Origin of the sequence: Streptomyces sp. NPDC093071 (assembly GCF_044754545.1) — a bacterium.
GTDB lineage: Bacteria > Actinomycetota > Actinomycetes > Streptomycetales > Streptomycetaceae > Streptomyces.
In genome coordinates, this window is record NZ_JBIVPH010000001.1 from 74349 (window position 1) to 98285 (window position 23937).

At 74.3% G+C, this 23937-nt stretch carries 23 protein-coding genes; 8 read left to right on the plus strand and 15 right to left on the minus strand.

Annotated features, from left to right (window positions below; genetic code table 11):
- Positions 1 to 21: 21 nt before the first annotated feature.
- From ACIQD7_RS00330 to ACIQD7_RS00345, 4 genes are all read right to left on the minus strand, one after another.
- The gene (locus ACIQD7_RS00330) at positions 22 to 402 is read right to left on the minus strand and encodes a tyrosinase family oxidase copper chaperone (protein WP_391057580.1); all 381 of its coding nucleotides are present in this window, start codon (positions 400 to 402) and stop codon (positions 22 to 24) included.
- Between the two features lie 309 nt (positions 403 to 711).
- On the minus strand, positions 712 to 1461 hold the full coding sequence (locus ACIQD7_RS00335) for a succinate dehydrogenase/fumarate reductase iron-sulfur subunit (protein WP_402437934.1): 750 nt from the start codon (positions 1459 to 1461) through the stop codon (positions 712 to 714).
- The gene (locus tag ACIQD7_RS00340) at positions 1458 to 3404 is read right to left on the minus strand and encodes a fumarate reductase/succinate dehydrogenase flavoprotein subunit (RefSeq protein WP_402437937.1); all 1947 of its coding nucleotides are present in this window, start codon (positions 3402 to 3404) and stop codon (positions 1458 to 1460) included. The genes ACIQD7_RS00335 and ACIQD7_RS00340 overlap by 4 nt, the downstream gene beginning before the upstream one ends.
- 2 nt (positions 3405 to 3406) lie before the next feature.
- Entirely contained in the window at positions 3407 to 4132 is a 726-nt protein-coding gene (locus ACIQD7_RS00345; RefSeq protein ID WP_402437939.1) for a succinate dehydrogenase cytochrome b subunit, read from the minus strand.
- A 96-nt stretch (positions 4133 to 4228) separates the two neighbouring features.
- On the opposite strand from ACIQD7_RS00345, the gene ACIQD7_RS00350 reads away from it, so the two are divergent.
- Positions 4229 to 5158: a LysR family transcriptional regulator gene (locus ACIQD7_RS00350; protein ID WP_402437942.1), complete on the plus strand. Its 930-nt coding sequence runs from the start codon at positions 4229 to 4231 to the stop codon at positions 5156 to 5158.
- Positions 5159 to 5241: 83 nt separating this feature from the next.
- Here the strand turns inward: ACIQD7_RS00350 and ACIQD7_RS00355 are convergent, their stop codons facing one another.
- The gene (locus ACIQD7_RS00355; RefSeq protein ID WP_121832854.1) at positions 5242 to 7407 is read right to left on the minus strand and encodes a bifunctional diguanylate cyclase/phosphodiesterase; all 2166 of its coding nucleotides are present in this window, start codon (positions 7405 to 7407) and stop codon (positions 5242 to 5244) included.
- Positions 7404 to 8216: an SAM-dependent methyltransferase gene (locus ACIQD7_RS00360; protein WP_121832855.1), complete on the minus strand. Its 813-nt coding sequence runs from the start codon at positions 8214 to 8216 to the stop codon at positions 7404 to 7406. The genes ACIQD7_RS00355 and ACIQD7_RS00360 overlap by 4 nt, the downstream gene beginning before the upstream one ends.
- 1123 nt (positions 8217 to 9339) lie before the next feature.
- Between ACIQD7_RS00360 and ACIQD7_RS00365 the strand changes: the two genes are divergently transcribed.
- The 3 genes from ACIQD7_RS00365 to ACIQD7_RS00375 all read left to right on the plus strand — a co-directional run bounded on the left by ACIQD7_RS00365 (position 9340) and on the right by ACIQD7_RS00375 (position 11065).
- A complete protein-coding gene (locus ACIQD7_RS00365) occupies positions 9340 to 9501 on the plus strand; it encodes a hypothetical protein (RefSeq protein WP_163013948.1) in 162 nt (53 codons plus the stop codon).
- A gap of 48 nt (positions 9502 to 9549) precedes the next feature.
- Positions 9550 to 10314: a hypothetical protein gene (locus ACIQD7_RS00370; protein ID WP_402437947.1), complete on the plus strand. Its 765-nt coding sequence runs from the start codon at positions 9550 to 9552 to the stop codon at positions 10312 to 10314.
- Between the two features lie 166 nt (positions 10315 to 10480).
- Positions 10481 to 11065 (plus strand): hypothetical protein, encoded by a 585-nt coding sequence (locus tag ACIQD7_RS00375; RefSeq protein ID WP_402437950.1) that lies wholly within the window; start codon positions 10481 to 10483, stop codon positions 11063 to 11065.
- Positions 11066 to 11190: 125 nt separating this feature from the next.
- Here ACIQD7_RS00375 and ACIQD7_RS00380 read toward each other — a convergent pair whose 3' ends face one another.
- Positions 11191 to 11733 carry a hypothetical protein gene (locus ACIQD7_RS00380; protein WP_402437953.1) on the minus strand — a complete coding sequence of 181 codons (543 nt, stop codon included), beginning with the start codon at positions 11731 to 11733 and terminating at the stop codon, positions 11191 to 11193.
- A 505-nt stretch (positions 11734 to 12238) separates the two neighbouring features.
- Between ACIQD7_RS00380 and ACIQD7_RS00385 the strand changes: the two genes are divergently transcribed.
- Entirely contained in the window at positions 12239 to 12901 is a 663-nt protein-coding gene (locus ACIQD7_RS00385; RefSeq protein ID WP_402437956.1) for a class F sortase, read from the plus strand.
- Between the two features lie 62 nt (positions 12902 to 12963).
- Here the strand turns inward: ACIQD7_RS00385 and ACIQD7_RS00390 are convergent, their stop codons facing one another.
- Positions 12964 to 13836 (minus strand): polysaccharide deacetylase family protein, encoded by an 873-nt coding sequence (locus ACIQD7_RS00390; RefSeq protein ID WP_402437959.1) that lies wholly within the window; start codon positions 13834 to 13836, stop codon positions 12964 to 12966.
- Between the two features lie 105 nt (positions 13837 to 13941).
- Between ACIQD7_RS00390 and ACIQD7_RS00395 the strand changes: the two genes are divergently transcribed.
- A complete protein-coding gene (locus tag ACIQD7_RS00395; RefSeq protein ID WP_121827809.1) occupies positions 13942 to 14403 on the plus strand; it encodes a universal stress protein in 462 nt (153 codons plus the stop codon).
- A gap of 23 nt (positions 14404 to 14426) precedes the next feature.
- Here ACIQD7_RS00395 and ACIQD7_RS00400 read toward each other — a convergent pair whose 3' ends face one another.
- Positions 14427 to 15641: a CapA family protein gene (locus ACIQD7_RS00400; RefSeq protein ID WP_402437963.1), complete on the minus strand. Its 1215-nt coding sequence runs from the start codon at positions 15639 to 15641 to the stop codon at positions 14427 to 14429.
- Between the two features lie 259 nt (positions 15642 to 15900).
- Between ACIQD7_RS00400 and ACIQD7_RS00405 the strand changes: the two genes are divergently transcribed.
- Both ACIQD7_RS00405 and ACIQD7_RS00410 read left to right on the plus strand, forming a co-directional pair.
- Positions 15901 to 16446 carry a sigma-70 family RNA polymerase sigma factor gene (locus ACIQD7_RS00405; protein WP_121827811.1) on the plus strand — a complete coding sequence of 182 codons (546 nt, stop codon included), beginning with the start codon at positions 15901 to 15903 and terminating at the stop codon, positions 16444 to 16446.
- A 214-nt stretch (positions 16447 to 16660) separates the two neighbouring features.
- Complete coding sequence (locus ACIQD7_RS00410; protein WP_402437967.1) at positions 16661 to 17161, plus strand: hypothetical protein; 501 nt, start codon at positions 16661 to 16663, stop codon at positions 17159 to 17161.
- A gap of 68 nt (positions 17162 to 17229) precedes the next feature.
- Here ACIQD7_RS00410 and ACIQD7_RS00415 read toward each other — a convergent pair whose 3' ends face one another.
- The 6 genes from ACIQD7_RS00415 to ACIQD7_RS00440 form a co-directional block, all read right to left on the minus strand.
- Positions 17230 to 18438 (minus strand): histidine kinase, encoded by a 1209-nt coding sequence (locus tag ACIQD7_RS00415; protein WP_121827813.1) that lies wholly within the window; start codon positions 18436 to 18438, stop codon positions 17230 to 17232.
- The gene (locus ACIQD7_RS00420) at positions 18435 to 20204 is read right to left on the minus strand and encodes a cation acetate symporter (RefSeq protein WP_402437970.1); all 1770 of its coding nucleotides are present in this window, start codon (positions 20202 to 20204) and stop codon (positions 18435 to 18437) included. The genes ACIQD7_RS00415 and ACIQD7_RS00420 overlap by 4 nt, the downstream gene beginning before the upstream one ends.
- A 22-nt stretch (positions 20205 to 20226) precedes the next feature.
- Positions 20227 to 20631 (minus strand): hypothetical protein, encoded by a 405-nt coding sequence (locus ACIQD7_RS00425; RefSeq protein ID WP_402437973.1) that lies wholly within the window; start codon positions 20629 to 20631, stop codon positions 20227 to 20229.
- A gap of 170 nt (positions 20632 to 20801) precedes the next feature.
- Positions 20802 to 21551 carry a LytTR family DNA-binding domain-containing protein gene (locus ACIQD7_RS00430; protein ID WP_351972118.1) on the minus strand — a complete coding sequence of 250 codons (750 nt, stop codon included), beginning with the start codon at positions 21549 to 21551 and terminating at the stop codon, positions 20802 to 20804.
- Positions 21552 to 21618: 67 nt separating this feature from the next.
- Positions 21619 to 22491: an Fpg/Nei family DNA glycosylase gene (locus ACIQD7_RS00435; protein ID WP_402437976.1), complete on the minus strand. Its 873-nt coding sequence runs from the start codon at positions 22489 to 22491 to the stop codon at positions 21619 to 21621.
- A gap of 57 nt (positions 22492 to 22548) precedes the next feature.
- Complete coding sequence (locus ACIQD7_RS00440; protein WP_402437979.1) at positions 22549 to 23919, minus strand: wax ester/triacylglycerol synthase family O-acyltransferase; 1371 nt, start codon at positions 23917 to 23919, stop codon at positions 22549 to 22551.
- Positions 23920 to 23937 lie beyond the last annotated feature (18 nt).

Genomic DNA, 23937 nt, shown 5'->3' on the forward strand with positions numbered 1-23937 from the left:
TGGTGCCTGTTCCTGGATCGGTCAGCCGAGGGCGAGGGGGACGAGCGGGGCGCCGCGCAGTTCGCGGACGGCCGCGCGGGCCAGTTCCCTGGGCGTGGCGACGGGCTCGTAGTGGTGGACGACGCTGATCCAGGTGCCGTCGGCGTTCCGCATGACGTGCAGTTCGCGGCCGTCGACGGTGACGGTGTAGCCGCCGCCGTGGTGCCCCCCGTGGTGGCCGCCGCCGTGCGCGGGGCCGCCCCGGATGCGGCGGCCCTGGTAGACCTCGTCGAAGGAGGCCGGGTCGTCGGCCGCGGCGCGGGGCGCCGCGGTGGCGGCCTGCCCCGTCCGGGCGAGGACCGCGACGGCGCCCGCGGCGCCTGCCGCGACGCCGAGAGCCCGGCGGCGGGTGATGCTGGACATGGAAACCCCCAAGTGGTCTGTGCGACCGGGGGTTTGGTCATATGCCCCCGGCAGGGGTCATCAGTACCCGCGAGTAGGGGTACGGCGGAAATCACCGGGGGACGGTTGGCCGTGAAGTGGTCAACTTGCCATGTGAAGTACAGGTTTGAACGGAGTTGATCTTGCTGTTCGCGCACACGGAAGCACCCCTGGGCGAAAATCTTACGGAGAAAGTGATCTTTCCGTGAATGATCTTTCGCCCCGGGGTGCGATGTGTGGCGGAGCCCACGCCCTCGGATTGTCCGGATCCGGCCTCGGCCGCGACCGGCCTCAGCCGCGGCCCGCCTTCCTCTGGGCCCGCAGCCACTCCCGGTTCATCGCGGAGATCGACGGCAGCGGGATCCCCTTCGGGCAGGCCGTCGCGCACTCGCCCGTCAGGGTGCAGCCGCCGAAGCCCTCGGCGTCCATCTGGGCGACCATGTCGAGGACCCGGGTCTCGCGTTCCGGGGAGCCCTGCGGCAGGACGTTGAGGTGGTTGACCTTGGCCGAGGTGTAGAGCATGGCCGAGCCGTTGGGGCAGGCGGCCACGCACGCGCCGCAGCCGATGCACTCGGCGTGCTCGAAGGCGAAGTCCGCGTCGGCCTTGGGGACCGGCGTGGCGTGGGCCTCGGGGGCCGCGCCCGTGGGGGCGGTGACGTAGCCGCCGGCCTGGATGACCCGGTCGAAGGCCGAGCGGTCGACGACCAGGTCCTTGACGACCGGGAAGGCGGAGGCGCGCCAGGGCTCGACGTCGATGGTGTCGCCGTCGCGGAAGGAGCGCATGTGGAGCTGGCAGGTCGTGGTGCGCTCCGGGCCGTGCGCGTCGCCGTTGATGACGAGGCTGCACGCGCCGCAGATGCCCTCGCGGCAGTCGTGGTCGAAGGCCACGGGGTCCTCGCCGCGCAGGGTGAGTTCCTCGTTGAGGGTGTCGAGCATCTCCAGGAACGACATGTCGGGGGAGACGCCGTCCACCTCGTAGGTGGCCATGGCGCCGTCGGCGTCGGCGTTCCGCTGGCGCCAGACGCGCAGGTTGAGCTTCATGCGTAGCTCCGCTGGGTGGGGTGGACGTACTCGAAGGTCAGTTCCTCCTTGTGGAGGACGGGTGCGCGATCGGGGGCGGTGAACTCCCAGGCCGCCGCGTAGGCGAACTCCTCGTCGCGGCGGGCGGCCTCGCCGTCGGGGGTCTGGGACTCCTCGCGGAAGTGGCCGCCGCAGGACTCGGCGCGGTGGAGCGCGTCGAGGCACATCAGCTCGGCGAGCTCCAGGTAGTCGACGATCCGGTTGGCCTTCTCCAGGGACTGGTTGAACTCCTCGCCGGTGCCGGGGACCTTGATCCGGCGCCAGAACTCCTCGCGGATCGCGGGGATGCGGGCGAGGGCCTTGCGCAGCCCCTCGTCGGTGCGGGCCATGCCGCAGAACTCCCACATGAGCTCGCCGAGTTCGCGGTGGAAGGAGTCGGGGGTGCGGTCGCCGTCGACGGCGAGCAGCAGGTTCAGCCGGTCCCCGGTCTCGGCGAGCACCTCGCGGACGGCCGGGTGGTCGTCGGTGACCGGTTCGGCGTGCGGGTGGCGGGCCAGGTAGTCGTTGATGGTGGCGGGCAGGACGAAGTAGCCGTCGGCCAGGCCCTGCATGAGGGCGGAGGCGCCGAGCCGGTTGGCCCCGTGGTCGGAGAAGTTGGCCTCGCCGATGGCGAAGAGACCGGGGACGGTGGTCTGGAGGTCGTAGTCGACCCAGAGTCCGCCCATCGTGTAGTGCACGGCGGGGTAGATCCGCATGGGGACCTCGTACGGGTCCTCGGCGGTGATCCGCTCGTACATGTCGAAGAGGTTGCCGTACTTCTCCTCGACGGCCTTGCGGCCCATGCGGCGGATGGCGTCGGCGAAGTCGAGGTAGACGCCCTGGCCGCCGGGGCCGACGCCGCGACCCTCGTCGCAGACGTTCTTGGCGGCGCGGGAGGCGATGTCGCGGGGGACGAGGTTGCCGAAGGAGGGGTAGATGCGCTCCAGGTAGTAGTCGCGCTCGTCCTCGGGGATCTCGGCGGCGGGGCGCGTGTCGCCCTTGGCCTTCGGGACCCAGATGCGTCCGTCGTTGCGCAGCGACTCGCTCATCAGGGTCAGCTTGGACTGGTGGTCGCCGGTGCGCGGGATGCAGGTGGGGTGGATCTGGGTGAAGCAGGGGTTGGCGAAGTACGCGCCGCGCCGGTGGGCCCGCCAGACGGCGGTGGCGTTGGAGTTCATCGCGTTCGTCGACAGGTAGAAGACGTTCCCGTAGCCGCCGGTGGCCAGGACGACGGCGTCGGCGTAGTGGGTGGAGACCTCCCCGGTGATCAGGTCGCGGGCGACGATCCCCCGGGCCCGTCCGTCGACCACGATCAGGTCGAGCATCTCGGTGCGGGCGTGCATCTCGACGTGTCCGGCGGCGATCTGCCGGGACAGGGCCTGGTAGGCGCCGAGGAGGAGCTGCTGGCCGGTCTGGCCCCGGGCGTAGAAGGTGCGGGAGACCTGGACGCCGCCGAAGGAGCGGGTGTCGAGGAGGCCGCCGTACTCGCGGGCGAAGGGGACGCCCTGGGCGACGCACTGGTCGATGATCTCGACGGAGATCTGGGCGAGGCGGTGGACGTTGGACTCGCGGGCCCGGAAGTCGCCGCCCTTGACGGTGTCGTAGAAGAGGCGGTGCACCGAGTCGCCGTCGTTGCGGTAGTTCTTGGCGGCGTTGATGCCGCCCTGGGCGGCGATGGAGTGGGCGCGGCGCGGGGAGTCCTGGAAGCAGAACTGGACGACCTGGTAGCCCTGTTCGGCCAGGGTGGCGCCGGCGGAGCCGCCGGCCAGGCCGGTTCCGACGACGATGATCCGGTGCTTGCGGCGGTTGGCGGGGTTGACCAGCCTGGCCTCGAAACGGCGGGTGTCCCAGCGTTCGGCGACGGGTCCGGCGGGGGCCTTGGTGTCGGTGATCGGCTCACCGAGGGCGTAGTCGGCGAAGTTCACGGTCAGCTCACCACTCCGGTCATGACGGCGACGGGTACGGAGACGAAGCCCGCGGTCAGGACGATCGCGAGGCCGTTGGCCAGGGCCCTCAGGAGGCGCTCCCGGCGGGCGTTGCCGACGCCCAGGGTCTGGGCGGCGCTCCAGAAGCCGTGGCGGACGTGGAGGCCGACGGCGAGCATGGCGACGAGGTAGATGACGTTGCCGTACCAGGTGGAGAAGGTGTCGACGACGTTCTGGTAGGGCTTGCCCTCCTCGAAGCCGCCGGTGTGGACGGTGCCGGTGGTCAGGTCGAGGACGTGCCAGACGATGAACAGGGCGAGGATGATCCCGCCCCAGCGCATGGTGCGGGTGGCGTACGAGGCCCGCTTGCGGCGGTGCACGTACGCGGTGGGGCGCGCCTTGATGTCGCGGCGGCTGAGCTGGTACGCGGAGACGGCGTGGGCGCCGACGGCGGCGAGGAGCACGATCCGCACGATCCAGAGGGCCCACTCGTGGTGCAGGAGCGGGGCGCCCATGACGCGCAGCCAGTGGGCGTACTCGTTGAACTCCTCGGGGCCGAAGAAGACCTTGAGGTTTCCGGCGACGTGGGCGACGAGGTAGCCGAGCATGATCAGCCCGCTGACGGCCATGACCGTCTTCTTGCCGAGCGTCGAGGAGAGGAATCCGCGTGACGGTGTGGGGGACGGCGGGCGTCCCGTCGTCCGGTTCCCCGTGGGTGCCAGAGCCATGCCGTCGAGGCTAGGGTCGAAGGACCCGAGAGGTCCAAGACATGGTCCGGCTGATCTCGATAGGCTTTCCCTATCCGCATCGCCTAGGCTGGGGCCATGCAGTTCCAGCAGCTCCTCTACTTCGTGGCCGTGGCCGAGACCCGGCACTTCACCCGGGCAGCCGAACGCGTCCACGTCTCGCAGCCCTCGCTCTCCCAGCAGATCAAGGCCCTGGAGCAGGAGCTGGGCGCGGAGCTGTTCAGCCGGGCCCGGGGGAACATCACGCTCACCGACGCCGGGGAGGCCCTGCTGCCGCTGGCCCGCCGGATCCTCGCGGACACGGAGACGGCCCGTCTGGAGGTGCAGGAGCTGGCCCAGCTCAAGCGGGGCCGGGTGCGGCTCGGCGCGACCCCGAGCCTGTGCACGGGGCTCCTGCCGGACGTGCTGCGGGCCTTCCACGACCTGCACCCGGGGATCGAGCTCCTGATCGAGGAGAGCGGCTCGCACGACCTGGTGCGGGAGCTGGCGCGCGGGGCGCTCGACCTGGCCCTCGTGGTGCTGCCGCTGCCGACCCCGTCCCCCGCCCTGACCACGATCGAGCTGCTCCGGGAGGACCTGGTGGTGGTCTCGGCCGCCTCGGAGCCGGCACCCCGGCGCCCGGTGCGGATCAGGGACCTGCGCGACCAGCCGCTCGTGATGTTCCGGCACGGCTACGACCTGCGGGAGCTGACGGTGGCGGCCTGCCGGGCGGAGGGCTTCGAGCCCTCGTTCACCGTCGAGGGCGGGGAGCTGGACGCGGTGCTCGGTTTCGTACGGGCCGGGCTCGGGCTCGCGGTGGTCCCGGCGATGGTCGCCGCGCGGGCCGGCCGCGACCTGCGGGTGACGGCCCTCGCCCGGCCGGGCCTGCGCCGCACCATCGCGCTGGCCCACCGCAGCGACGTGGCGCCGCCGAGGGCCGCGCGGGAGCTCCAGCGGGTCCTGCTGGCCTCCCGGAAGGTGCGGCCGGGAGGCCCGAAGGGGGCGCGGGCCGGAAGCGTGCCCGTCTGAGCGCGCGGTGCCGGGCGCCCGCCCGCGTCACGCCGTCCGCGTCAGCCCGCTCCCGTCATGCCGTCCGTGTCAGCCCTCCCCCGTCACACCGCGTCCGCCAGGAGCAGCGAGTGGATGCGGTCCGGGGCGCCGGGGCGGGCGTAGTACCAGCCCTGCGCCGTGTCGCAGCCGAGCTCCCGGAGCTGGCGCGCCTGCGCCCCCGTCTCCACGCCCTCGACGGTGACCGCGAGCTCCAGGCTGTGGGCGAGCGAGACGATCCCCTCGACGATCTTCAGATCGACCGGGTCGATCGGGTGCTGCTGCATCCCCCGGGTGAAGGAACGGTCCAGCTTGAGGACGCTCACCGGGAGCCGCCGCAGGTTGGCCAGGTTCGAGTAGCCGGTGCCGAAGTCGTCGAGCGCGATGTCGACGCCCATCTCGGCGAGCTGCCGCAGCGGCTTCAGGAGGCCCTCGTCGGCGCCGATCAGGGCCGACTCGGTCACCTCCAGGCAGAGCGCGCCCGGGTCGAGCCCGGAGCGCTCCAGGACGTCGACGGTGTCGGCGACCAGGCGCGGGTGGTGGAGCTGCGTCGGGGAGAGGTTGACGTTGATGCGGAGCGGGCCGCCGTCGGCGTGCCGGGTCTGCCAGAAGCGGGCCTGGCGCACGGCCTCCTGGAGCACCCAGCGGCCGAGCGGCACGATCAGGCCGGTGTCCTCGGCGAGCGGGATGAAGCGGTCGGGCCCGAGCACCCCGTGCTGCGGGTGGCACCAGCGGACGAGCGCCTCCGCGCCGTGCACGCTGCCGTCGCCGAGGTGGACCAGCGGCTGGTACTCGATGAAGAACTCGCCGCGCTCCAGGGCGGCCGGCAGGGCCGTGGTGAGGCCGTGCCGGGTGATGGCGCGGGCGTCGGCCTCGGGGTCGGCGAGCTCGAAGCGGTTGCCGCCCGCCGACTTGGCCCGGTACATGGTGATGTCGGCGCTGCGCAGCACCTCGGCCGGGGTCCGCTCCCCCGCCGGACCCTCGACGACGCCGAGGCTGCCGCGCACGGTCAGCTCGCGGCCGTCGATGCGCAGCGGGGTGGCGAGGGCGGCGAGGATGCGGTCCGCGAGGTCGGTGACGTCCCGCTCGCCGCCGGAGCCGGTGGTGAGGGCCACGAACTCGTCGCCGCCGAGCCGGGCCACCATCTCGTTGGCCCCGGTGACGCAGCTCTGGAGCCGGTCCGCGACCTCGACGAGCAGCCGGTCGCCGGTGGAGTGGCCGAGGCTGTCGTTGATGACCTTGAAGCCGTCGAGGTCGAGGTAGCAGAGGCCGAAGCGGGCGTTGTCGCCGGGGGCGAGCGCCTTCTCCAGGCGCTCGAAGAACAGGGTCCGGTTGGGCAGTCCGGTGAGGGCGTCGTGGGTGGCCTCGTACCGCAGGCGAAGATGGAGCAGGCGCCGCTCGGTGGTGTCCTCCAGGAGGGCCAGCTGGTACTGGGGACGGCCGTCGGCGTCCCGGAGGAGCGAGACCGTGAGGTTGGTCCACAGAACCGTTCCGTCACCCCGGTAGTACGGCTTCTCGACCCGGTAGTGCTCCCGCTCGCCGCGGACCAGCTCCTCGTACAGCCTCCAGACGTGCGGCCCGTCCTCCGGGTGGACCCACTCGCTGACCTTGCGGCTGCGCAGCCGGCCCTCCATCCCGCCGAACATGCGGGTGAGGGTCTCGTTGACCTCCAGGAGGTTGCCGTCGAGGTCGGCGATGCCGATGCCGATGGCCGCCCCGTCGAAGACCGCGCGGAAGCGGCTCTCGGTGGCGTGCAGGGCGATCTCGGCGGCGGTGCGGGCGGCGAGCGCGGAGCGGGCGATGGCCTCCTGCTCGGCGAGGGTCCGCTCGCGCAGGGCTTGGGCGTAGCCGGCGGCCATGGCGTGCTGGAGCCGGGCGCAGCGGGCCCGCAGCTCCTCGGCCGGCAGGTCCGACTCCGTACCGCAGTAGAGCACCAGGTACGAGTCGACGACGCCGAGGCTGCGGCCGAGCGCGTCCGGGTCGGTGCAGTGGGCGGCGACCAGGGCCGCTCCGGCGCGCTGGGCCGGGGCCGTGTCGAAGGGCCGGGCGTGCAGGGCGTCGCACAGGGTGCGGGCCAGCGGCAGCAGGTGCACCTCGAACTCGGCCCGGGTGAGCGACGTGGCGGTCACCGGGAAGATCGCGCGGCTCCAGATGGTGACGAACCGCCTGAGTCTGTCCTCCGGGCCGTCGGCCTCGGCGCCGGAACCGGCCGGCTGGGACGGGACCTTCACGCCTTGCGCCCCACCCCTGCGATGCCGGAGAAGGTGTGCGGATCCTCCTCCTCGACCGGGCTCTCCGGCCGCCAGACGGGCATCGGGACGAGACCGGGCTCGACCAGCTCCGTGCCCTCGAAGAAGCGCGCGATCTCCGCGCTCGACCGCATCACCAGGGGGTTGCGGATGTTCCGGTAGACCCCGACGGTGCCGCCGGCCTGCTCCTCCAGGGCCGGGATGCCCTCGTACGAGGCGTGGGTGAGGATCAGGAAGCTGCCGGGCGCGAGGGCGTCGATCAGCTCGGCGACCGCCTCGTACGGGCGGTCGTGGTCCTCCAGGAAGTGGAGCACGGCGACGAGGAGGAGGGCCACCGGCCGTTCCTGGTCGAGGAGTCGGGCCACCTCGGGGCTGTGCAGGATGTCGGCCGGCTTGCGCAGGTCGGCGGAGACGACGGCGGCGTTCTCCTCGCCCTCCAGGACGGCGCGGCTGTGGGCGACGGCGACCGGGTCGTGGTCGACGTAGACGACCCGCGCGGCCGGGTCGGCGGCGCGGGCGACCTCGTGCACGTTGCCGAAGGTGGGTATGCCGGAGCCTATGTCCAGGAACTGGGTGACGTCGTTGTCAATCGCGTGGCGGACGGCGCGCCGCATGAACGCCCGGTTCGCCTGCATGATCTTGGGCAGGCCGGGCATGAACTCCATGGCCTTGCGGGCCGCTTCCCGGTCGACTTCGAAATTGTGCGAGCCGCCCAGGTAGAAGTCGTACATTCGGGACACGCTCGGCACCGAAATGTCGATACCCGGCGGAGCCCAGGCGGGACGCTCCATCATTGTCTCCAACAAGTCGCCGTGGGATACGGCCATGTGTTCGCGGCCGGTGTTCGAGGCGAGGCTACTGATCGCCCGCCGGGAGGGCGAGTAGAAACGGAAATTCGCGGTCCGTTCTTGGTCACACGCCATTGGCACGTGCTTCCGGAACGCCGACTTCACGCCTTCGGACCGTGCATATTCACGTGCATGTGAGCGTGCGTCGGTTCCCGTCCCGCTTCCGGACGCGCCCCCGCGAGGGCTCCGGCCCCTTTCCCGACTGGGGTGTTGCCGTGATCGGGGCCCTGTCGCCGGTGCAGGATGCCTCGTCGACCGCGCCGTCCGACAGGGCGACAACCGGACAGTTCTTCTTCCGGCGGCCGGATCGGTTCCCGTCGGGAATCGCGGTGTGCGCGATACCGGGACGTGGCGCCGAATCCGCCTACTGTCCGATAGAACGTCAAGTCGGCGCATCCGGAGATCCCCTCCATCCGGCGAATCCACCGGGATTCCGCCCCGGCGCGCGCCGCCCGCGATCAAGCTCGACGGCGTGTCTCTGTACGGATCACTCCTCGCGCGGCCGCTGGCGGCCCTGGCCCTGGTGTGGCTGCTCGCCGCCCCCGCGCCCGCCTCCGCCGACGCCTGCGCCCACGCCGTGACCGGGCCCGGCGGTGCGCACCTCGCGGTGGCGTCGGCCGGGTCGGGCCCGTGCCCGCACCCGCACCCGCACCCGCACCCGCACCCGCACCCGCACCCGCACCCGCACCCGCACCCGCACGAACCGAAGCCCACCCCGACGCCGACTCCCCCGCCGACGCCCACGCCCACACCCACCCCCACACCGCCCGCGTGCCCGTCCCCCACGCCGACGCCGACACCCACACCCACACCCACACCCACTCCGACGCCGCCCCGGCCCACTCCCACTCCGCCGCCCCCGCCCGCCCCGAAGCCGCCGCCCGCGCCCGTGACGACGCCGCCTCCCCCCGTACGGACGACCCCGCCCCCGCCTCCCGTACGGACACCGGCCCCTCCCGTGCGGAAGCCGTCGCCCCGGGCCACCCCGCCGGCGCCGCGTCCCGCGCCGGAGCGCACACCGGAGCCCGGGCCGACGTCCGCCGCCGCTCCCCCGCCCCCGGTCACCGTGCGGCCCGAACCCCCGTCCCCCGCGCCCGTCGCGCTCCCCCACTACCGGCCCGCCACGCGGCCCCAGCCGAAGGGCGGCACGTCCGTCCTCACCACGACGCTGGTGATCATCGCCCCGGCGGTCCTCGCGACCGCGATCCTGCGCTCCCGCTCCCGCTGATCCGCCGATCTCCGTTCCCCGTTCCCCCTGATCCCACCGGAGGAATCCGTGTCCGAATGGCTTGTTCTGTCGCTCGCGATGGCCGCGGCCTGTGCCGTCGTGCTCACCATCGTCGTCATCAACCACCGCCGGATCCCCGACGACGACGACCCCAGCGAGACCCCGGACGTCATCGAGTACATGACGATGATGATCGGCGTGATCTACGCCATCGTCCTCGGCCTGGCCATCGCCGGCGTTTGGGAGGCCCGGGGCGCCGCCCAGGAGACCGTGCGGCAGGAGGCCCAGGCGCTGCACGAGATCTCGGCCCGCGCCGAGGTGTATCCGCAGGAGGTCCGCGCCCGCATCCGCGCCGACGTCGACGCGTACGTCTCCCACGTGGTCGACGACGAGTGGAAGCACATGTCCGAGACCGGGGAGCTGAGCGAGGAGGGCACCGCGCTCCTGGAGAAGGTGCGGCGGAGCGTCACCGACTACCGGCCGGCGAACGACTTCGAGGGGCAGGCGTACCAGCCGCTCGTGGACCAGGTGGCCGCCGTCGACGACGCCCGGAACGCCCGCGGGCAGAACGCGGGCGAGACCATGCCCGGGGTGGTGTGGTTCGGGCTGATCGTGGGCGCCCTGGTGACGGTCGGCCTGATCTTCACGCTCCAGATCCGCAGGACCGGGCGGGAGCTGCTGCTCGCCGGGCTCTTCAGCGTGCTCATCGCCTTCCTGCTCTTCCTCATCTGGGACTTCGACGCGCCGTACGGCCGGGGCATGTCGGCCACCGCCACGCCGTTCACCGATCTGTTCCCGCAGGTCACCGAGTGAGAAGCGCCACCGGAGTGGGCCGCACGGGGGACACGCGTGACCCGTTCGCACCTCTGGGATCGCGGGCGTGGTAGCCCGCTCCTAGCGTTTCGGGCATCGAGGTGCACGCAGGCCCTTCGCGGGAACCCCCTTCCGCGGCTGCCCCTCGGGACCCGGAGGATTCACCATGCGCGCGATACGTGCCGCATCCACCGCCCTCTTGGGGGTGGCCGCCTTCGCCCTGGCCGCCCCCTCCGCCGTCGCGACGGAAGGTGCCCCGGCACCCAACCCGCGGGCGAGGGGCGCCAAGGCCCCGGGCGACTTCGTCGTTTCGCCCTCGGTCGTCTCCCCCGGCGGCCGAGTGGCCCTGAGCGCCCCCGGCTGCGCCAGCACGGCGACGGCCGCGGCCGGTGTCTTCGACACCGCCGTCATCGCCCCGGGGGCGACGGCGACCGCCACCGTGGACCTGGACGTGCGGCCCGGCAGCGTCTACACGGTCGCGTTCAACTGCACGGGCGGTGTCCAGGGCACCGTCGACCTCACGATCAGCGGCGGCGCCACGGCCACTCCCACCGCCACCGCCACCACCGGTCCGACGATCAGCTCCACGATCCTCACCACCCCGCGGGGCGTCCAGGGCGGTCTCGGCGGCTCGGTGGACAACGGGGCCGGACCGGTCGAACTGGCCGCGGGCGGGGCCCTCGTCCTGGCCGCCGCCGGTGGCGTCTTCTACGTGGTGCGCCGCCGCACCGCCGCCTCCCGGCGCCACTGAGGGGGCGGCGTGGCGCGGACCCCGTCGGTACGCGGGCGTTCCCTTCCCGGACGCCCGTCGCCCCCGGATCCAGACGAGGATCCGGGGGCGACGGGCACGGCGGGCCGACCGGGAGGTTCGGCCGGTCAGATCCCCGCGCCGGTCACACGGCGACGGCGGGCGACGAAGAGGCCGCCGCCGAGGGCCGCCGCGGCGACGAGGCTGCCGCCGATGGCCATCTCGGTGGAGCTGGGAGCCAGCGAGCCGCCGAGGCCGCCCTGCGCGCCACGGCCCGGGAGGACCCGGAACGACTGCGTGGCCACGGAGGAGTTGCCGTTGCAGCGGACCGCCAGGTTGTAGTTGCCCGGGGTCGCGTGGTTGTAGACGCGGGCGACGGCGGTGGAGACGCCGTTGTTGTTGCCAGAGAGGGTGGCCTCCGGGAAGGCGTTGGACGTGACGGTGCCGCCGCGGTTGCAGCCCCGCGCGGTGATCGTGAGCGTCGAACCGGGGTGGACGTCGAAGGGGTTGACGGTGACGTCGGTCGGGCCGCCGTTCCCGCCGCCGTTCCCTCCGCTGTTGCCGCCGCCGAGGACGGTGCTCGGGCCGTGGTTGGCGGCGGCGAGGGGGGCCGCGAGCCCGACCGCCGCGATCGCGGTGGCGGTCACCGCCAGAGTGCGTGCAGCACGCATGGTTGAACCTCCAGTGGAAGACGCCCCAAAGCGGTGCTCCGGGAGTTTCGACGAGTACGCCTTCCATGACGAACCATCACCACTCGTGACGGACCACGCATGTCGGCACTGGGCCACTCCGGTGAGGCGACACGCCGGGGAGAGGGGCGCCGGACGTGCCGTCCGCGCAGGTCAGAGCCTTCCGGAGTGCTTATCTGACGATTACTCGGATGGGTCAGCCCGGCGTCACCCGCCTGTCGGCCCCTCCGTCACCCGTCCGCCGCCGGGCCACCCGGGCCCGCCGGACCCGCCCGCCGTTCGCCCACCGTCCGTCCGGCGGCCTCCGCGAGGCCGCCCCGACGCACTCGGCGGACCCGTTCCCGCGTGCTCGGCGGACCCGTCCCGGCGTACTGCGAAATCCCTTCCCGGCGCCCGTCCGGGGGCGGCCCCCACCCGTTCGGACCGTCCGGCGCGACGGACCGGCGGACCGCCCTTACCGTTCTGACGACGCCACGAAGGGAGAACCATGCCCCCGAAGGACTTCCGCGTCTCCGAGCGCAGGAGACTCCAACCCTGGGGTGTCCTGGCCCTCGCCATGCTGTCCGGGCTCGCGATGATGCGCAACGGGGTGGACGTCACCTCCGGGCCGCCGCAACCCGCCGCGGCGGCCCGGCCGGCGGCGTTCCCGACCGCCCCGGCGGCCCCCTCCTCGGCCACGGGCCTGGAGCCGCTGCCCTTCGCCCCGGCCTCCCGGATCAAGATCCCGGCGATCCGGGTCGCGGCCCCGATCATGGACGTGGGCCTGGACGCGGACGGCTGGGTGGCGGCGCCCCCGCCCCAGGACGCCAATCTCGCCGGCTGGTACCAGAACGGCATCTCCCCCGGCCAGCGCGGGACTTCGGTCGTCGTCGGCCACGTCGACAACACCCAGGGACCGGCGGTCTTCTACGGCCTCGGCTCCCTGGAGAAGGGCCAGCACATCGAGGTCGAGCGGTACGACGGCCGGGTCGCGGTCTTCGAGATCTACGGCGTCGAGGTGTACGCGAAGGACGACTTCCCCGGCGTGCAGGTCTACGCCGACACGGGCGCGCCGGAGCTGCGGGTCATCACCTGCGGCGGCGGGTACACGCGCGCGCGGGGGTACGACGGGAACGTCGTCGTCTACGCCCGGATGGTCGGCTCCCGCTGACCCGGCGTCATCGGCGGAGGGCCCGGCACCCCAGGTGCCGGGCCCTCCGCCGTGACGGGCGGTCAGCGCCGGGGAACGGTGATGTGGTACCCGGCGTCGAGGAGCGCGGGCAGGTAGCGGCGGAGCGCGGCCACGCTCTGGGAGCGGTCGCCGCCCGCGTCGTGGTTGAGAACGACGACGCCGGGGGCCGCGCCGTCGAGGACGCGGCGGACGATGGAGTCGGTGCCGGGCTCCTTCCAGTCCAGGGTGTCGACGGTCCAGGCGAGCGGCTCCATGCCGAGTTCGGCGCCGATCTCGAAGGAGTGCCGGTTCCAGGCCCCGTAGGGGGCGCGGTACCAGAGCGGGGCCGTGCCGAGGGCCCGCTCGACGACCTCGCTGGTGGAGCCCAGCTCGTCGCGGATGCGGGAGGGCCGCAGCTTGGGGATCAGGGGGTGGGACCAGGAGTGGTTGCCGACGACGTGGCCCTCGGCGGCCATCCGCCGCAGCAGGTCCTGGTTCTCGACGGCCATCTCGCCGCAGACGAAGAACATCGCCCGGCAGTCGTGACGGCGCAGGGTGTCGAGGATGCCGGGGGTGTAGCGGGGGTCGGGGCCGTCGTCGAAGGTCAGCACCATCGAGCGGCCGGCCCCGGCGACGCTGAGGAAGGGCCGCTGCCGCACGGGCGGCAGCGCGCGCCGGTGCGCCGGGGGCGCGTCGGCGGTCATCGGCCGGAGGCGGTACGCGTTCGGGTTCAGCCGGGCGGCCTTCGCCCCCGGACCGGCGGCCGGTCCCGCCGCCCCCGGACCCGCCCCGGTCCCCGGGGTGTGCCGGGGCGCGGGGGCGGCGCCGGTGGCCCGGTCGGGCGCGGCGAGCCGGTCGGCGGCGAGGACTCCGACGGTGGCGGTGGCGCCGAGCGCGGCGGCGAGGCGCAGCACCGCTCGACGCCCGCTGGGCATCTGATCCTTTTTCATGACCAATGGTTCGTACGGATGAGGGTCCGCGCAGCTCAGCGACACCGGCCACCCGTCCGAAAGCACCCGTTGGGCGGATAACCTCGAAGGGTGACCGAACAGCAGGCCCACCGGTTCGAGCGGGGCACCGACGGCCCGAAAGTGATCATGGCCGGGGTGGACGGCTCCGCCTCCTCCCTGCGCGCCGCGGCGTACGCGGCGGGGCTCGCCCGGCGACAGAACGCCCTGCTGGCGCTCGTGTACGTGCAGCCGCTGCTTCCGGCGGGCGCCGCGCTCGGCGCTCCGGTAGCGGGCGTGACGGAGGAGATCGCCGAGGCGCTCGCCGAGGAGATCCGCGCGTCGGCGGAGAGGGTGAAGGACCTGTGGCGGGTGCGGTGGGAGTTCCGCACCTTCCGGGGCGACGCCTACGCGGGTCTGGTCCGGGCGGCGGAGGAGCTGACGGCGGACGCCGTGGTGGTGGGCGTCTCGGAGTCGGCGGGCCACCGGTTCGTCGGCTCGGTGGCCGTCCGCCTGGTGAGGGCGGGCCGCTGGCCGGTCACCGTGGTGCCCTGACCTGCGCCCCTCCCCCGTACCGCCTACTCGCCCATCACGAGGCCGTCCGCTGCCGCGCCCCGGCTGAGCACCACCTGCCGGATCGTGTCGCGGATCGCGGTCAGGCGCGGGTCCGCGCCGGCGTCGGCGCCGAGGTTGACCACCCGGCCGCGCCCGGTGTCGAACCACTGGGGGACGAACTCGGCCCGGGTGACCTCCCAGCGGCCGCCGGGGGTGCGGGGCGGGGCGAAGGTGAAGCGGCCGATGCTGCCCTGGTTGCCGCGCGGGTCGTGGACGCCCTGGTGGTTGATCATGTCGCCGGCGATCTGGTCGCCCATCCCGTAGACCACCCAGGTGCCGTTGACCTTCTCGTAGGCCTGCGGGACGTGGGCGTGGGTGCCGAGGACCAGGTCGACGTCCGGGCGTCCGCCGGTGTGCGAGGCGGTCAGCGTCCGGCCGAGGGAGAGCTGCCGCTCGTCCGGCTCGGTCTGCCACTCGGTGCCCCAGTGGACGCTGACCACGACCACGTCGGCACCGGCCGCGCGGGCCGCGCGGGCGTCGGCGATCACCCGCCGCTCGTCGAGCAGCCGGACCGCCCAGGGCCGCCCCTGGGGCATCGGGTAGCCGTTGGTGTCGTAGGTGTAGGCGAGCTGGGCGACGGTGGCGCCGCCCGCCTTCATCAGGGTGGGGCGCGCCGCCTCCTCGGCCGTGCGGGCCGATCCGGCGTGGCGGATGCCCGCCTCGTCCAGGGCGTCGAGGGTCCGGCCGAGGCCCGCCGCCCCGTCGTCGAGGGTGTGGTTGGAGGCGGTGGAGCAGGAGTCGTACCCGGTCTCCTTGAGTCCGGCGGCGACCTCGGGCGGGGACTTGAAGGCGGGGTAGCCGGTGTAGGGCCCGCCCTTCTTCCCGTACACGGTCTCCATGTGGCAGAGGGCGAGGTCGGCGCCGGAGACGACGGGCTTCACGCCGGAGAGCATGGGGCGGAAGTCGTAGCCGTCGCCCGCGGCGTCCTCGGCCGCCTTGCGGATGACGGAGTCGTGCGGGAGGACGTCCCCGGAGGCCACCAGGGTGAATCCGGCGGGCGCGGAGGCCGCGCCGGGGGCGGCGGAGGGCCGTCCGGCGGCCCCGGGGGCGCTGGTCTTCGGAGTGGCGGCGCCGACCTCCGGACCGCTCCCGTAGCTCCCGCCGGTGCAGCCGGTCGCCGCCGCGAGCAGGACGGCGGCGAGGGCCGCCGTTCCCGCGGGCCTGGTGCGTGAGGTCATGTGCGGCACTCCGCCCGAATCATGTGATGAACATCTGTTCTGACGAATTGATCCCGTGGCGAAGCCGCAGTCAAGGGTCGGGGCCGCACCGCGCCACGAACCCCGCTGAAACGGACGCAGCGACTCCGACCGACCGTTCGCCGTACCATTCGCCGCTCGGTGCGACCGTTCGTCGCAGACCGATGTCCGTTCCCTGTCCCTCGCCGTCCGGATGCGTTCGTATACGGGCCGACGACGAGCCGCGGGAGAGGTGGGCAGCATGACGACGGCGACGACCGACGAACGGACCCTGGAGGAGTTGCAGCGGGACCACGGCCCCGCGCTGCTCTCCTTCCTGCTCGGCCTCACCTACGGAGACCGGCAGCGGGCCGAGGACCTCGCCCAGGAGACCCTCGTACGGGCCTGGCAGCACCCCGAGGCCTTCGACGGCCCCTACGACTCCATGCGCCCCTGGCTCTTCACCGTGGCCCGCCGCCTGGCCATCGACGCCCGCCGCTCGCGCCTCGCCCGGCCCGCCGAGGTCGGTGACGGCGTCCTCGCCGTGACGCCCGACCCCGCCGACGCCACCGCGTCCGCCGAGGCCGCGCTCGACGTGCGGGCGGCCGTCCGGGGACTGAGCCCCGAGCACCGGGCGGTGCTCGTCCGGCTCTACTTCCACGGGCTCACCGTCAACGAGGCCGCCGTGGAGCTCGGCATCCCCGCCGGGACCGTCAAGTCCCGCTCCCACTACGCCCTGCGGCAGCTCGGCCGGTCCCTGCCCGGCTACCGGCCGCGCCGGGGCCTCGCGCTGTCGTCGGGGCGCTGATCCCGGCCGCGGACCGCCTCCGGCGTCCCCCGCGTCACCCCCGGCACCAGGAATCCCACCCGTACCGATCCGGCCGGAAAACGTATCCGAAACCGCGCGGGCGAGTTGAGCAAAGCGGGACCCGCGGGCGCCCCGTACGGAGGAGGCTCTTCCCCGGGCCCCGTCGTCCGGGCCCCTCACACGGCCCCTCACGCGCGGTCATGTCCGGGAGAAGGTGGGAGCGTTGCGGCCCGAGAGCACGAACGGCGCCGGCGGCACGAGCGGCGGCGGCCTCGCCGTCCCGATGGCCTGGCTGTGCGCCGAGTACCTGGCCGATGAGGTGCTGCGGGCCGCCGCGCTCGTGGCGCCCGGCTCGCTGGAGTACCGGGCGGGCCTCCAGGCCCTGACCCTCACCGTCCACCTCGCGGAGGACCCGGACCGGCCGCCCGCGGGCCGGATCGACGAGTGGCTGCGGCACACGGCGTACGACCGCCCCTGGCCGCCCTGGGTCGAGGAGCGGCTGGCCGGGCGGCGGGCGGCCGGCGGCGAGGGGCCCGACCTGGCCCTCGCGGAGACCGCGTGGCGGCGGCTGCGGGACACCTGGATCCGCGCCGCCGACCTCGACGGCCGGGCGGACGGCGACGCGGGGTGCCCGGTCGACGAGGCCGAGCAGATCTGGCTGCCCGCCTGGAAGCTGGGCCTGCCGCTCGCGCACCTCTCACTGCACCTGCGCTGACCGGGACGGCGGGCCGGGGCTCACGGGGATGTACGGCCGAGGCCCCCCGGGGACGCCCGGCCGGGTGCTCACGGGGCCGAAGGGTGCACCCCCGGGCGGTACTTGGGGATCCGCACCGTCACCTTCATCCCGGCGCCGACGCCCGTCTCGATGACGAGGCCGTACTCCGTCCCGTACACCTGGCGCAGCCGCTCGTCCACGTTGGAGAGGCCGATGCCGGCGCCCGCCGGGTGCTCCCCGCGCAGGACGGCGCGCAGCAGCTCCGGGTCCATGCCGATGCCGTCGTCCTCGACGGTCACCACGGCCTCGGCGCCCGCGTCCCGGGCCGCGATGACGACCCGGCAGCCCTTCTCGCGGTCCTGGAGGCCGTGCTTGACCGCGTTCTCCACCAGCGGCTGGAGGCAGAGGAACGGCAGGGCCACCGGCAGCACCTCGGGCGCGATCTGGAGGGTCACCTTGAGCCGGTCTCCGAAGCGTGCCCCGGCGAGCGCCAAGTACTGCTCGATGGAGCGCAGTTCGTCGGCGAGCTGGGCGAACTCGCCGTGCCTGCGGAAGGAGTAGCGGGTGAAGTCGGCGAACTCCAGGAGGAGTTCCCTGGCGCGCTCGGGGTCGGTGCGGACGAACGAGGCGATGGCGGCCAGGGAGTTGAAGATGAAGTGCGGGGAGATCTGGGCGCGCAGGGCCCTGATCTCCGCCTCCACGATCCGGGTGCGCGAGCGGTCGAGCTCGGCCAGCTCCAGCTGGACGGAGACCCAGCGGGCCACCTCGGTCGCGGCCCGCACCAGGACGGCGGACTCCCGCGAGCCGTAGGCGACGAGCGCGCCGAGGACGCCGTCCTCGCCGGTGAGCGGGGCGATCACCGCCCAGCGCAGCGGGCAGGCCGGGTCGGCGCAGCCGGAGTCGGCGGAGCGGCTGCGGCCGGTCTCCAGGGTCTCGGCGGCCTGCGCGGGGACGTGCGCGCGGTGGTGGTCCTCGCCGGGGCCGTCCCAGGCGAGGACCGCGCCCCGGTCGGTGAGGCAGAGCGCCTCGGTGCCGAGCAGCGAGCGGAGCGTGCGGGCGGCCCTGCGGGCGGTCTCCTCGGTGAGTCCGGCGCGCAGCGGGGGCGCGGCGAGTGAGGCGGTGTGCAGGGTGTGGAAGGTGGCCCGCTCGACGGGCGTGCCGAGGTCGGGGTCGGCGTCCCGGCCCCCGCGCCGGGCGGCGAACCGGCCGAGGACGAAGCCCGCGGCGAGCAGCACGGCCCCGGCGGCGGCCGCGGCGGCGAGGGCGATGCCGCTCATCGGCGCGCTCCCGGGCGGGAATCGGGGCGGAGGTCCGGGCGGCCCTCCTGGGCGGGTACGGCTCCGGTGATCTCCTCCGGGAGGTGGAGGCGGGCGAGCAGCGCCGGGGTGCCGGGCGGGATCCGGCGGGGGGTGGCGAGGGAGACGAGGACCATGGTGAGGAAGCCGAGCGGGACCGACCAGACGGCGGGCCAGGCCATCAGGGTGTGCGGCCAGCCGCCGGGGGCGAGTCCGGCCCGGGTGGCCATGACGGCGGCGAGGGCGGAGCCGCCGCCGAGCAGGAGTCCGGCCATCGCGCCGGGCGGGGTGAGCCGCCGCCACCAGATGCCGAGGACGAGCAGCGGGCAGAAGGAGGAGGCGGAGACCGCGAAGGCGAGGCCGACGGCGTCGGCGACCGGCACCTTGGAGGCGACCACCCCGACGCCGAGCGGGACGGCGGTGGCGAGCAGGGTCGCGAGCCGGAAGTGCCGGACGCCCCGGGAGGGCAGCACGTCCTGGGTGAGGACCCCGGCGACGGACATGGTGAGCCCGGAGGCGGTGGAGAGGAAGGCCGCGAAGGCGCCGCCCGCGAGGAGCGCCCCGAGCAGGTCGCCGGGGAGCCCGCCGAGGATCCGGTCGGGCAGGACGAGGACGGCGGCGTCGGCGGAGCCGGTGAGGGCGAGCTCGGGGGCGTAGATCCGGCCGAGGAAGCCGTAGAGCGGCGGGAGGAGGTAGAAGGCGCCGACGAGCCCGAGGACGACGAGGGTGGTGCGGCGGGCGGCGCGGCCGTGCGGGCTGGTGTAGAAGCGGACGGCGACGTGCGGCAGGCCCATGGTGCCGAGGAAGGTCGCGAGGATCAGTCCGTACGTGGCGTACAGCTGGTGTCCGTCGCGCCCGCCGGCCAGCGGCTGCGACCAGCCGAGGGGGTCGGTGCCGCCGGCCAGCCGCTCGGGCAGGGGCGTGCCCGGGGCGAAGGCGAGCGTGGTGCCGCCGAGGACGTGGTGGGTGCCGGGGCCGAGGGTGAGGGTCCGTCCGGTGTACGGGACGGAGTCGACGCGGCCGGTGACGGTGACGGTCAGCGGGGCGTCGAGCCCGATCCGTACCGTGTCGGCGACCCGGACGACGGTGTGGCCGCGCAGCACGGCGGGGGCGTCGAAGCGGGCACGGGGCGCCCCGTCCCCGTGCCAGGCGGCGAGCAGGAAGAGGGCGGGCACGAGCAGGGCGGTCAGCTTCAGCCAGTACTGGAAGGCCTGGACGAAGGTGATGCTGCGCATCCCGCCGGCGGCGACCGTCCCCGTGACGACGAGGGCGACGAGCAGGCCGCCGACCCAGTCGGGGGCGCCGGTGAGGATCTCCAGGGTGAGGCCGGCGCCCTGGAGCTGCGGCAGCAGGTAGAGCCAGCCGATGCCGACGACGAAGAGGCTGGCGAGCCGCCGGGCCCGCCGGGATTCGAGGCGGGCCTCGGCGAAGTCGGAGAGGGTGTACGCGCCGGAGCGGCGCAGCGGGGCGGCGACGAGGACGAGCAGGACGAGGTAGCCGGCGGTGTAGCCGACCGGGTACCAGAGCATGGCGGGGCCCTGGACGAGGACGAGTCCGGCGATGCCGAGGAAGGAGGCGGCGGAGAGGTACTCGCCGCTGATGGCGGCGGCGTTGAGGCCGGGCCGGACGGTCCGCGAGGCGACGTAGAAGTCGGAGGTGGTGCGGGAGATCCGCAGGCCGAGGGCGCCGATGAGGACGGTGGCGAGGACGACGGCGGTGACGGCGACGACCGCGTGGGTCTGGTTCATGCGGGCGTCCGCGCGGCGGGGCTCATCGTTCGACGAGGCCGGTGAAGTCGCGTTCGTTGCGCTCAGCGCGGCGGACGTACCAGTGGGCGATGCCCCAGACGACCGGGTACACGCCGACGCCGAGGGCGATCCAGACCAGGGCCTCGGGGGCGGGCAGCGCGAGGACGAGCGGGAGGGAGCCGACGAGCAGGGCGAGCGCGCCGAGGGCGGTGAGGGCGGCCCGGAGCTGGCTGCGCATCAGGGAGCGGACGTAGGTGTGGCCGAGGGTGGTCTGCTCGTCGATCTCGGAGCGGGCCGGGGGGTGGACGGGGCGCCGCCCGGCGGGGCCCGGGGCGTCGTCGGCACCGTGGGCGGAGGCGTAGGTGACGGTCTCGCGCCGGGCTCTGCGCGGCGGGTGGTGCTCGGACGTCGGTGTCCGTTCCGGCATCTCTCTCGACCTCGGACGGTTCTTTCGGGGCGGTGCGCGGGCAGGGTGCCGCCCGGGACGCGTGGAGTCTACGCAGCGGGGTCGGAGGGCGGTAGACCTGCGGCGACGGAGGTACGGGGGTATGGGAAGTACGGGGGTATGGGAGGTACGGGGGTATGGGAGGTACGGGGTCAGCCGCCGGCCCGGCGCATCAGGAGGTCGCGGAGCTGGCGGGCGTGGCGGCGGCTGACGGCGAGGTCGGTGTCGCCGACCCGGACCGAGGTGGCGCCGCCGTCGAGCCGCAGTTCGTCGATCCGGGCGAGGGCCACCAGGTGGCTGCGGTGGATGCGGACGAAGCCCCGGTCCGCCCAGCGCTCCTCCAGGGCGGAGAGCGGGATGCGGACGAGGTGGCTGCCCTGGTCGGTGTGGAGGCGGGCGTAGTCGCCGTGGGCCTCGACGTAGGCGATGTCGTCGACGGGGACGAAGCGGGTGACGCCGCCGAGTTCGACGGGGATCTGCTCGGGCGCGGCGGGGGCGGGCGCGGCGGTGGCGTGGACCAGCTCGTGGACGCGGCGGACGGCTTCGGCGAGGCGCTCGCGGCGCACCGGCTTGAGGACGTAGTCGACGGCCTTCAGGTCGAAGGCCTGGAGGGCGAAGCCCTCGTGCGCGGTGACGAAGACGACGAGCGGGGGGCGGGCGAAGCCGGCGAGGAGACGGGCGACGTCGAGGCCGGTGAGGCCGGGCATGTGGATGTCGAGGAAGACGACGTCGACGGCGTCCTCGCCGTCGGGTCCCGATTCCAGGGCGCGGCCGATCCTGCGCAGCGCGGCGGTCGCGTCGCCCGCGCCCTCGGCGGTGCGGACGCGCGGGTCGGCGCGCAGCAGGTAGAGCAGTTCCCCGAGGGCGGGCTCCTCGTCGTCGACGGCCAGTACGCGCACCATGCGGCGGAGTGTAGTGCGCGGCCGTCCGGACGGCGGGGGGCTGGGGGCGGCGAGGGCGGTCGGGCCTCTACTTGAGCAGGCGCGAGAGGCGGCGGTCGGCGAGCGTCCGGCCGCCGGTCTGGCAGGTGGGGCAGTACTGGAGGGAGGAGTCGCTGAAGGAGACCTCGCGGACGGTGTCCCCGCAGACGGGGCAGGGCGCGCCGGTGCGGCCGTGGACGCGCAGGCCGCTCTTCTTCTCGGACTTGAGCTTTCCGGCGGCGAGACCCCGGGAGCGCTCGACGGCCTCGCGGAGGGTGGCGCGCATCGCCGCGTACAGGGCGGCGGTCTCCTCGGGGGTGAGGTTCCCGGTGGGTTTGAAGGGGGACATGCGGGCGGCGTGGAGGATCTCGTCGCTGTAGGCGTTGCCGATGCCGGCGATGAGCCGCTGGTCGCGCAGGGCGCCCTTGATCTGCCGCCGTTCGCCGGCGAGGAGGGCGGCGAACTCCTCGGGGCCGAAGTCCTCGGCGAGCGGGTCGGGGCCGAGCCGGGCGACGCCGGGCACCTCGCGGGGGTCGTGGACGAGGTGGACGGAGAGGCGTTTGGTGGTGCCGAACTCGGTGAGGTCGAAGCCGTCGCCGCCGGTGAGGGCGGTGCGCAGGGCCAGTGGGCCCCTGCCGGGTTTCGGCGGCCCTGAGGGCAGCGGGTCCTGCCAGCGGAGCCAGCCCGTGCGGGCCAGGTGGATCAGGAGGTGGAGTTCGCCCGCCGTGCCGGTGGTGGTGAGGTCGAGGTACTTCCCGTGCCGGCCGACCGCGGTGACCTCGGCGCCCTCGACGGTGCCGAGGGGCGGGTCGTACGTCTTGAGGACGCTGATCGCGACGGGCAGGACGCGGGCGATCTCCTTGCCGACCAGGTGCGCGTCGAGGAAGGCGCGCAGGGCTTCCACTTCCGGGAGTTCGGGCATGGTCCCAGCCTGCCGCACGGGTGGGCGGGGCGCACCGGGTTCGCGGCTCCCGGCGCGTCACGCGCCGGGTTCCTCCCCCCGCTCCGGCGGGTCGAGGAGGTCGAGTTCGGCGGTGAGGGCGTCGGCGAGGGCGTCGAGGTCGGGGACGGCCGCGCCGTCGGCGACGAGCCCGATGTGGACCCGGCCGTCGTACGGGGACATGGCGACGGCGAGGGACTGGCCCCGGGCGAGCGGGGCCATGGGGAAGAGCGCGCGGAGCGGGGCGCCGCCGAGGGAGAGCGCGGAGCGGGGCAGCGGGACCTGGGTGACCAGGAGGTCGAAGAGGAGACGGGCGGCGCCGGAGGCGAAGGGGGCGCCGAAGCGGTGGGCGAGCGGGGGGAGCCGGTCGGCGAGGAGGGCGACGGCTCCGGCGCCCCGGAAGGGGCCCGCCGCCTTGTTGCGGTCCATAGCGCGCCGGACGGCGGCGAGCCGGGCGGCCGGGTCGGGTTCGGTGACGGGCAGGTCGAGGAGGTAGCCGGAGAGGCTGTTGCCGGGGCCGGACGGGGCTCCGGGGCGGCGGCGCGAGACGGGGACGAGGGCCCTGGGGTCGGCGCCGGGCAGCGGCAGTCCGCGTCCGTCGAACCAGCGGCGCAGGGCTCCGGCGACGACGGCCAGGAGGACGTCGTTGGCGGTGCCGCCGGTGGCGCGGCGGACCCGGTGGACGCGGTCGAGGGACAGGGTGGCGGTGGCGATCCGGCGGGTGCCGCTGGAGTGGGCGGCGAGGGCCGCGGTGGGGCGTCCGTCGAGGCGGCTGGCGCGGACGACGGAGGCGCCGACCTCGACGGCCCGGCCGAGGTCGCCGAGGCGGTCCCGGGCGATGCCGAGGAGGCGTCCGGGGCCGGGGAGTCCGGAGGACGGGGAGTGCGGGGGCAGGGGGCGGGAGCGGCGCGGGGGGCGGCGGCCGGCGGCGATCTCGTCGAAGATCCCGGCGCCGATGGCGACGGCCCTCATGCCGTCGGCGAGGGCGTGGTGGAGCTTGACGAGGACGGCGAAGGAGCCGTCGGGGGCGCCGCTGAGCAGGTACATCTCCCAGGGCGGCAGGCCCCGCTCGACGGGGCGCTCCATGAGTTCGGCGGCGAGCCGGGCGGTCTCGGCGGGGAAGTCGACGCCGGGGAGGGTGATCTCGCGGACGTGGCGGCGCACGTCGAAGTCGGGGTCGGCGCTCCAGGCGGCGCCGCCGACGGGGATCAGGACGTCGCGGACGCGCATCCGGAGCCGGGGGACGGCGGCGGCGCGGCGGGCGAGCAGCTCCAGGACGTCGGCCGGCTCGGCGCCGGGGGGCGCGGGCACGGGGCCGAAGTGGGCGAGGGCACCGAGGTGCAGGGGGTGGGCGGTGGATTCCAGGCGCCAGAAGGCCAGGTCCAGCGGGGCCAGGAGCTCGGTGGTCACGGGTGTCCTCACGTCCTG

Coding starts and splice junctions, on each gene's coding strand:
- ACIQD7_RS00400 (WP_402437963.1), bottom strand. CDS start 15,641: ATGACCTCACGCACCAGGCCCGCGGGAACGGCGGCCCTCGCCGCCGTC.
- ACIQD7_RS00380 (WP_402437953.1), bottom strand. CDS start 11,733: ATGCGTGCTGCACGCACTCTGGCGGTGACCGCCACCGCGATCGCGGCG.
- ACIQD7_RS00390 (WP_402437959.1), bottom strand. CDS start 13,836: ATGCCCAGCGGGCGTCGAGCGGTGCTGCGCCTCGCCGCCGCGCTCGGC.
- ACIQD7_RS00385 (WP_402437956.1), top strand. CDS start 12,239: ATGCCCCCGAAGGACTTCCGCGTCTCCGAGCGCAGGAGACTCCAACCC.
- ACIQD7_RS00330 (WP_391057580.1), bottom strand. CDS start 402: ATGTCCAGCATCACCCGCCGCCGGGCTCTCGGCGTCGCGGCAGGCGCC.
- ACIQD7_RS00405 (WP_121827811.1), top strand. CDS start 15,901: ATGACGACGGCGACGACCGACGAACGGACCCTGGAGGAGTTGCAGCGG.
- ACIQD7_RS00360 (WP_121832855.1), bottom strand. CDS start 8,216: ATGGAGCGTCCCGCCTGGGCTCCGCCGGGTATCGACATTTCGGTGCCG.
- ACIQD7_RS00335 (WP_402437934.1), bottom strand. CDS start 1,461: ATGAAGCTCAACCTGCGCGTCTGGCGCCAGCGGAACGCCGACGCCGAC.
- ACIQD7_RS00420 (WP_402437970.1), bottom strand. CDS start 20,204: ATGAACCAGACCCACGCGGTCGTCGCCGTCACCGCCGTCGTCCTCGCC.
- ACIQD7_RS00415 (WP_121827813.1), bottom strand. CDS start 18,438: ATGAGCGGCATCGCCCTCGCCGCCGCGGCCGCCGCCGGGGCCGTGCTG.
- ACIQD7_RS00430 (WP_351972118.1), bottom strand. CDS start 21,551: ATGGTGCGCGTACTGGCCGTCGACGACGAGGAGCCCGCCCTCGGGGAA.
- ACIQD7_RS00435 (WP_402437976.1), bottom strand. CDS start 22,491: ATGCCCGAACTCCCGGAAGTGGAAGCCCTGCGCGCCTTCCTCGACGCG.
- ACIQD7_RS00350 (WP_402437942.1), top strand. CDS start 4,229: ATGCAGTTCCAGCAGCTCCTCTACTTCGTGGCCGTGGCCGAGACCCGG.
- ACIQD7_RS00425 (WP_402437973.1), bottom strand. CDS start 20,631: ATGCCGGAACGGACACCGACGTCCGAGCACCACCCGCCGCGCAGAGCC.
- ACIQD7_RS00345 (WP_402437939.1), bottom strand. CDS start 4,132: ATGGCTCTGGCACCCACGGGGAACCGGACGACGGGACGCCCGCCGTCC.
- ACIQD7_RS00375 (WP_402437950.1), top strand. CDS start 10,481: ATGCGCGCGATACGTGCCGCATCCACCGCCCTCTTGGGGGTGGCCGCC.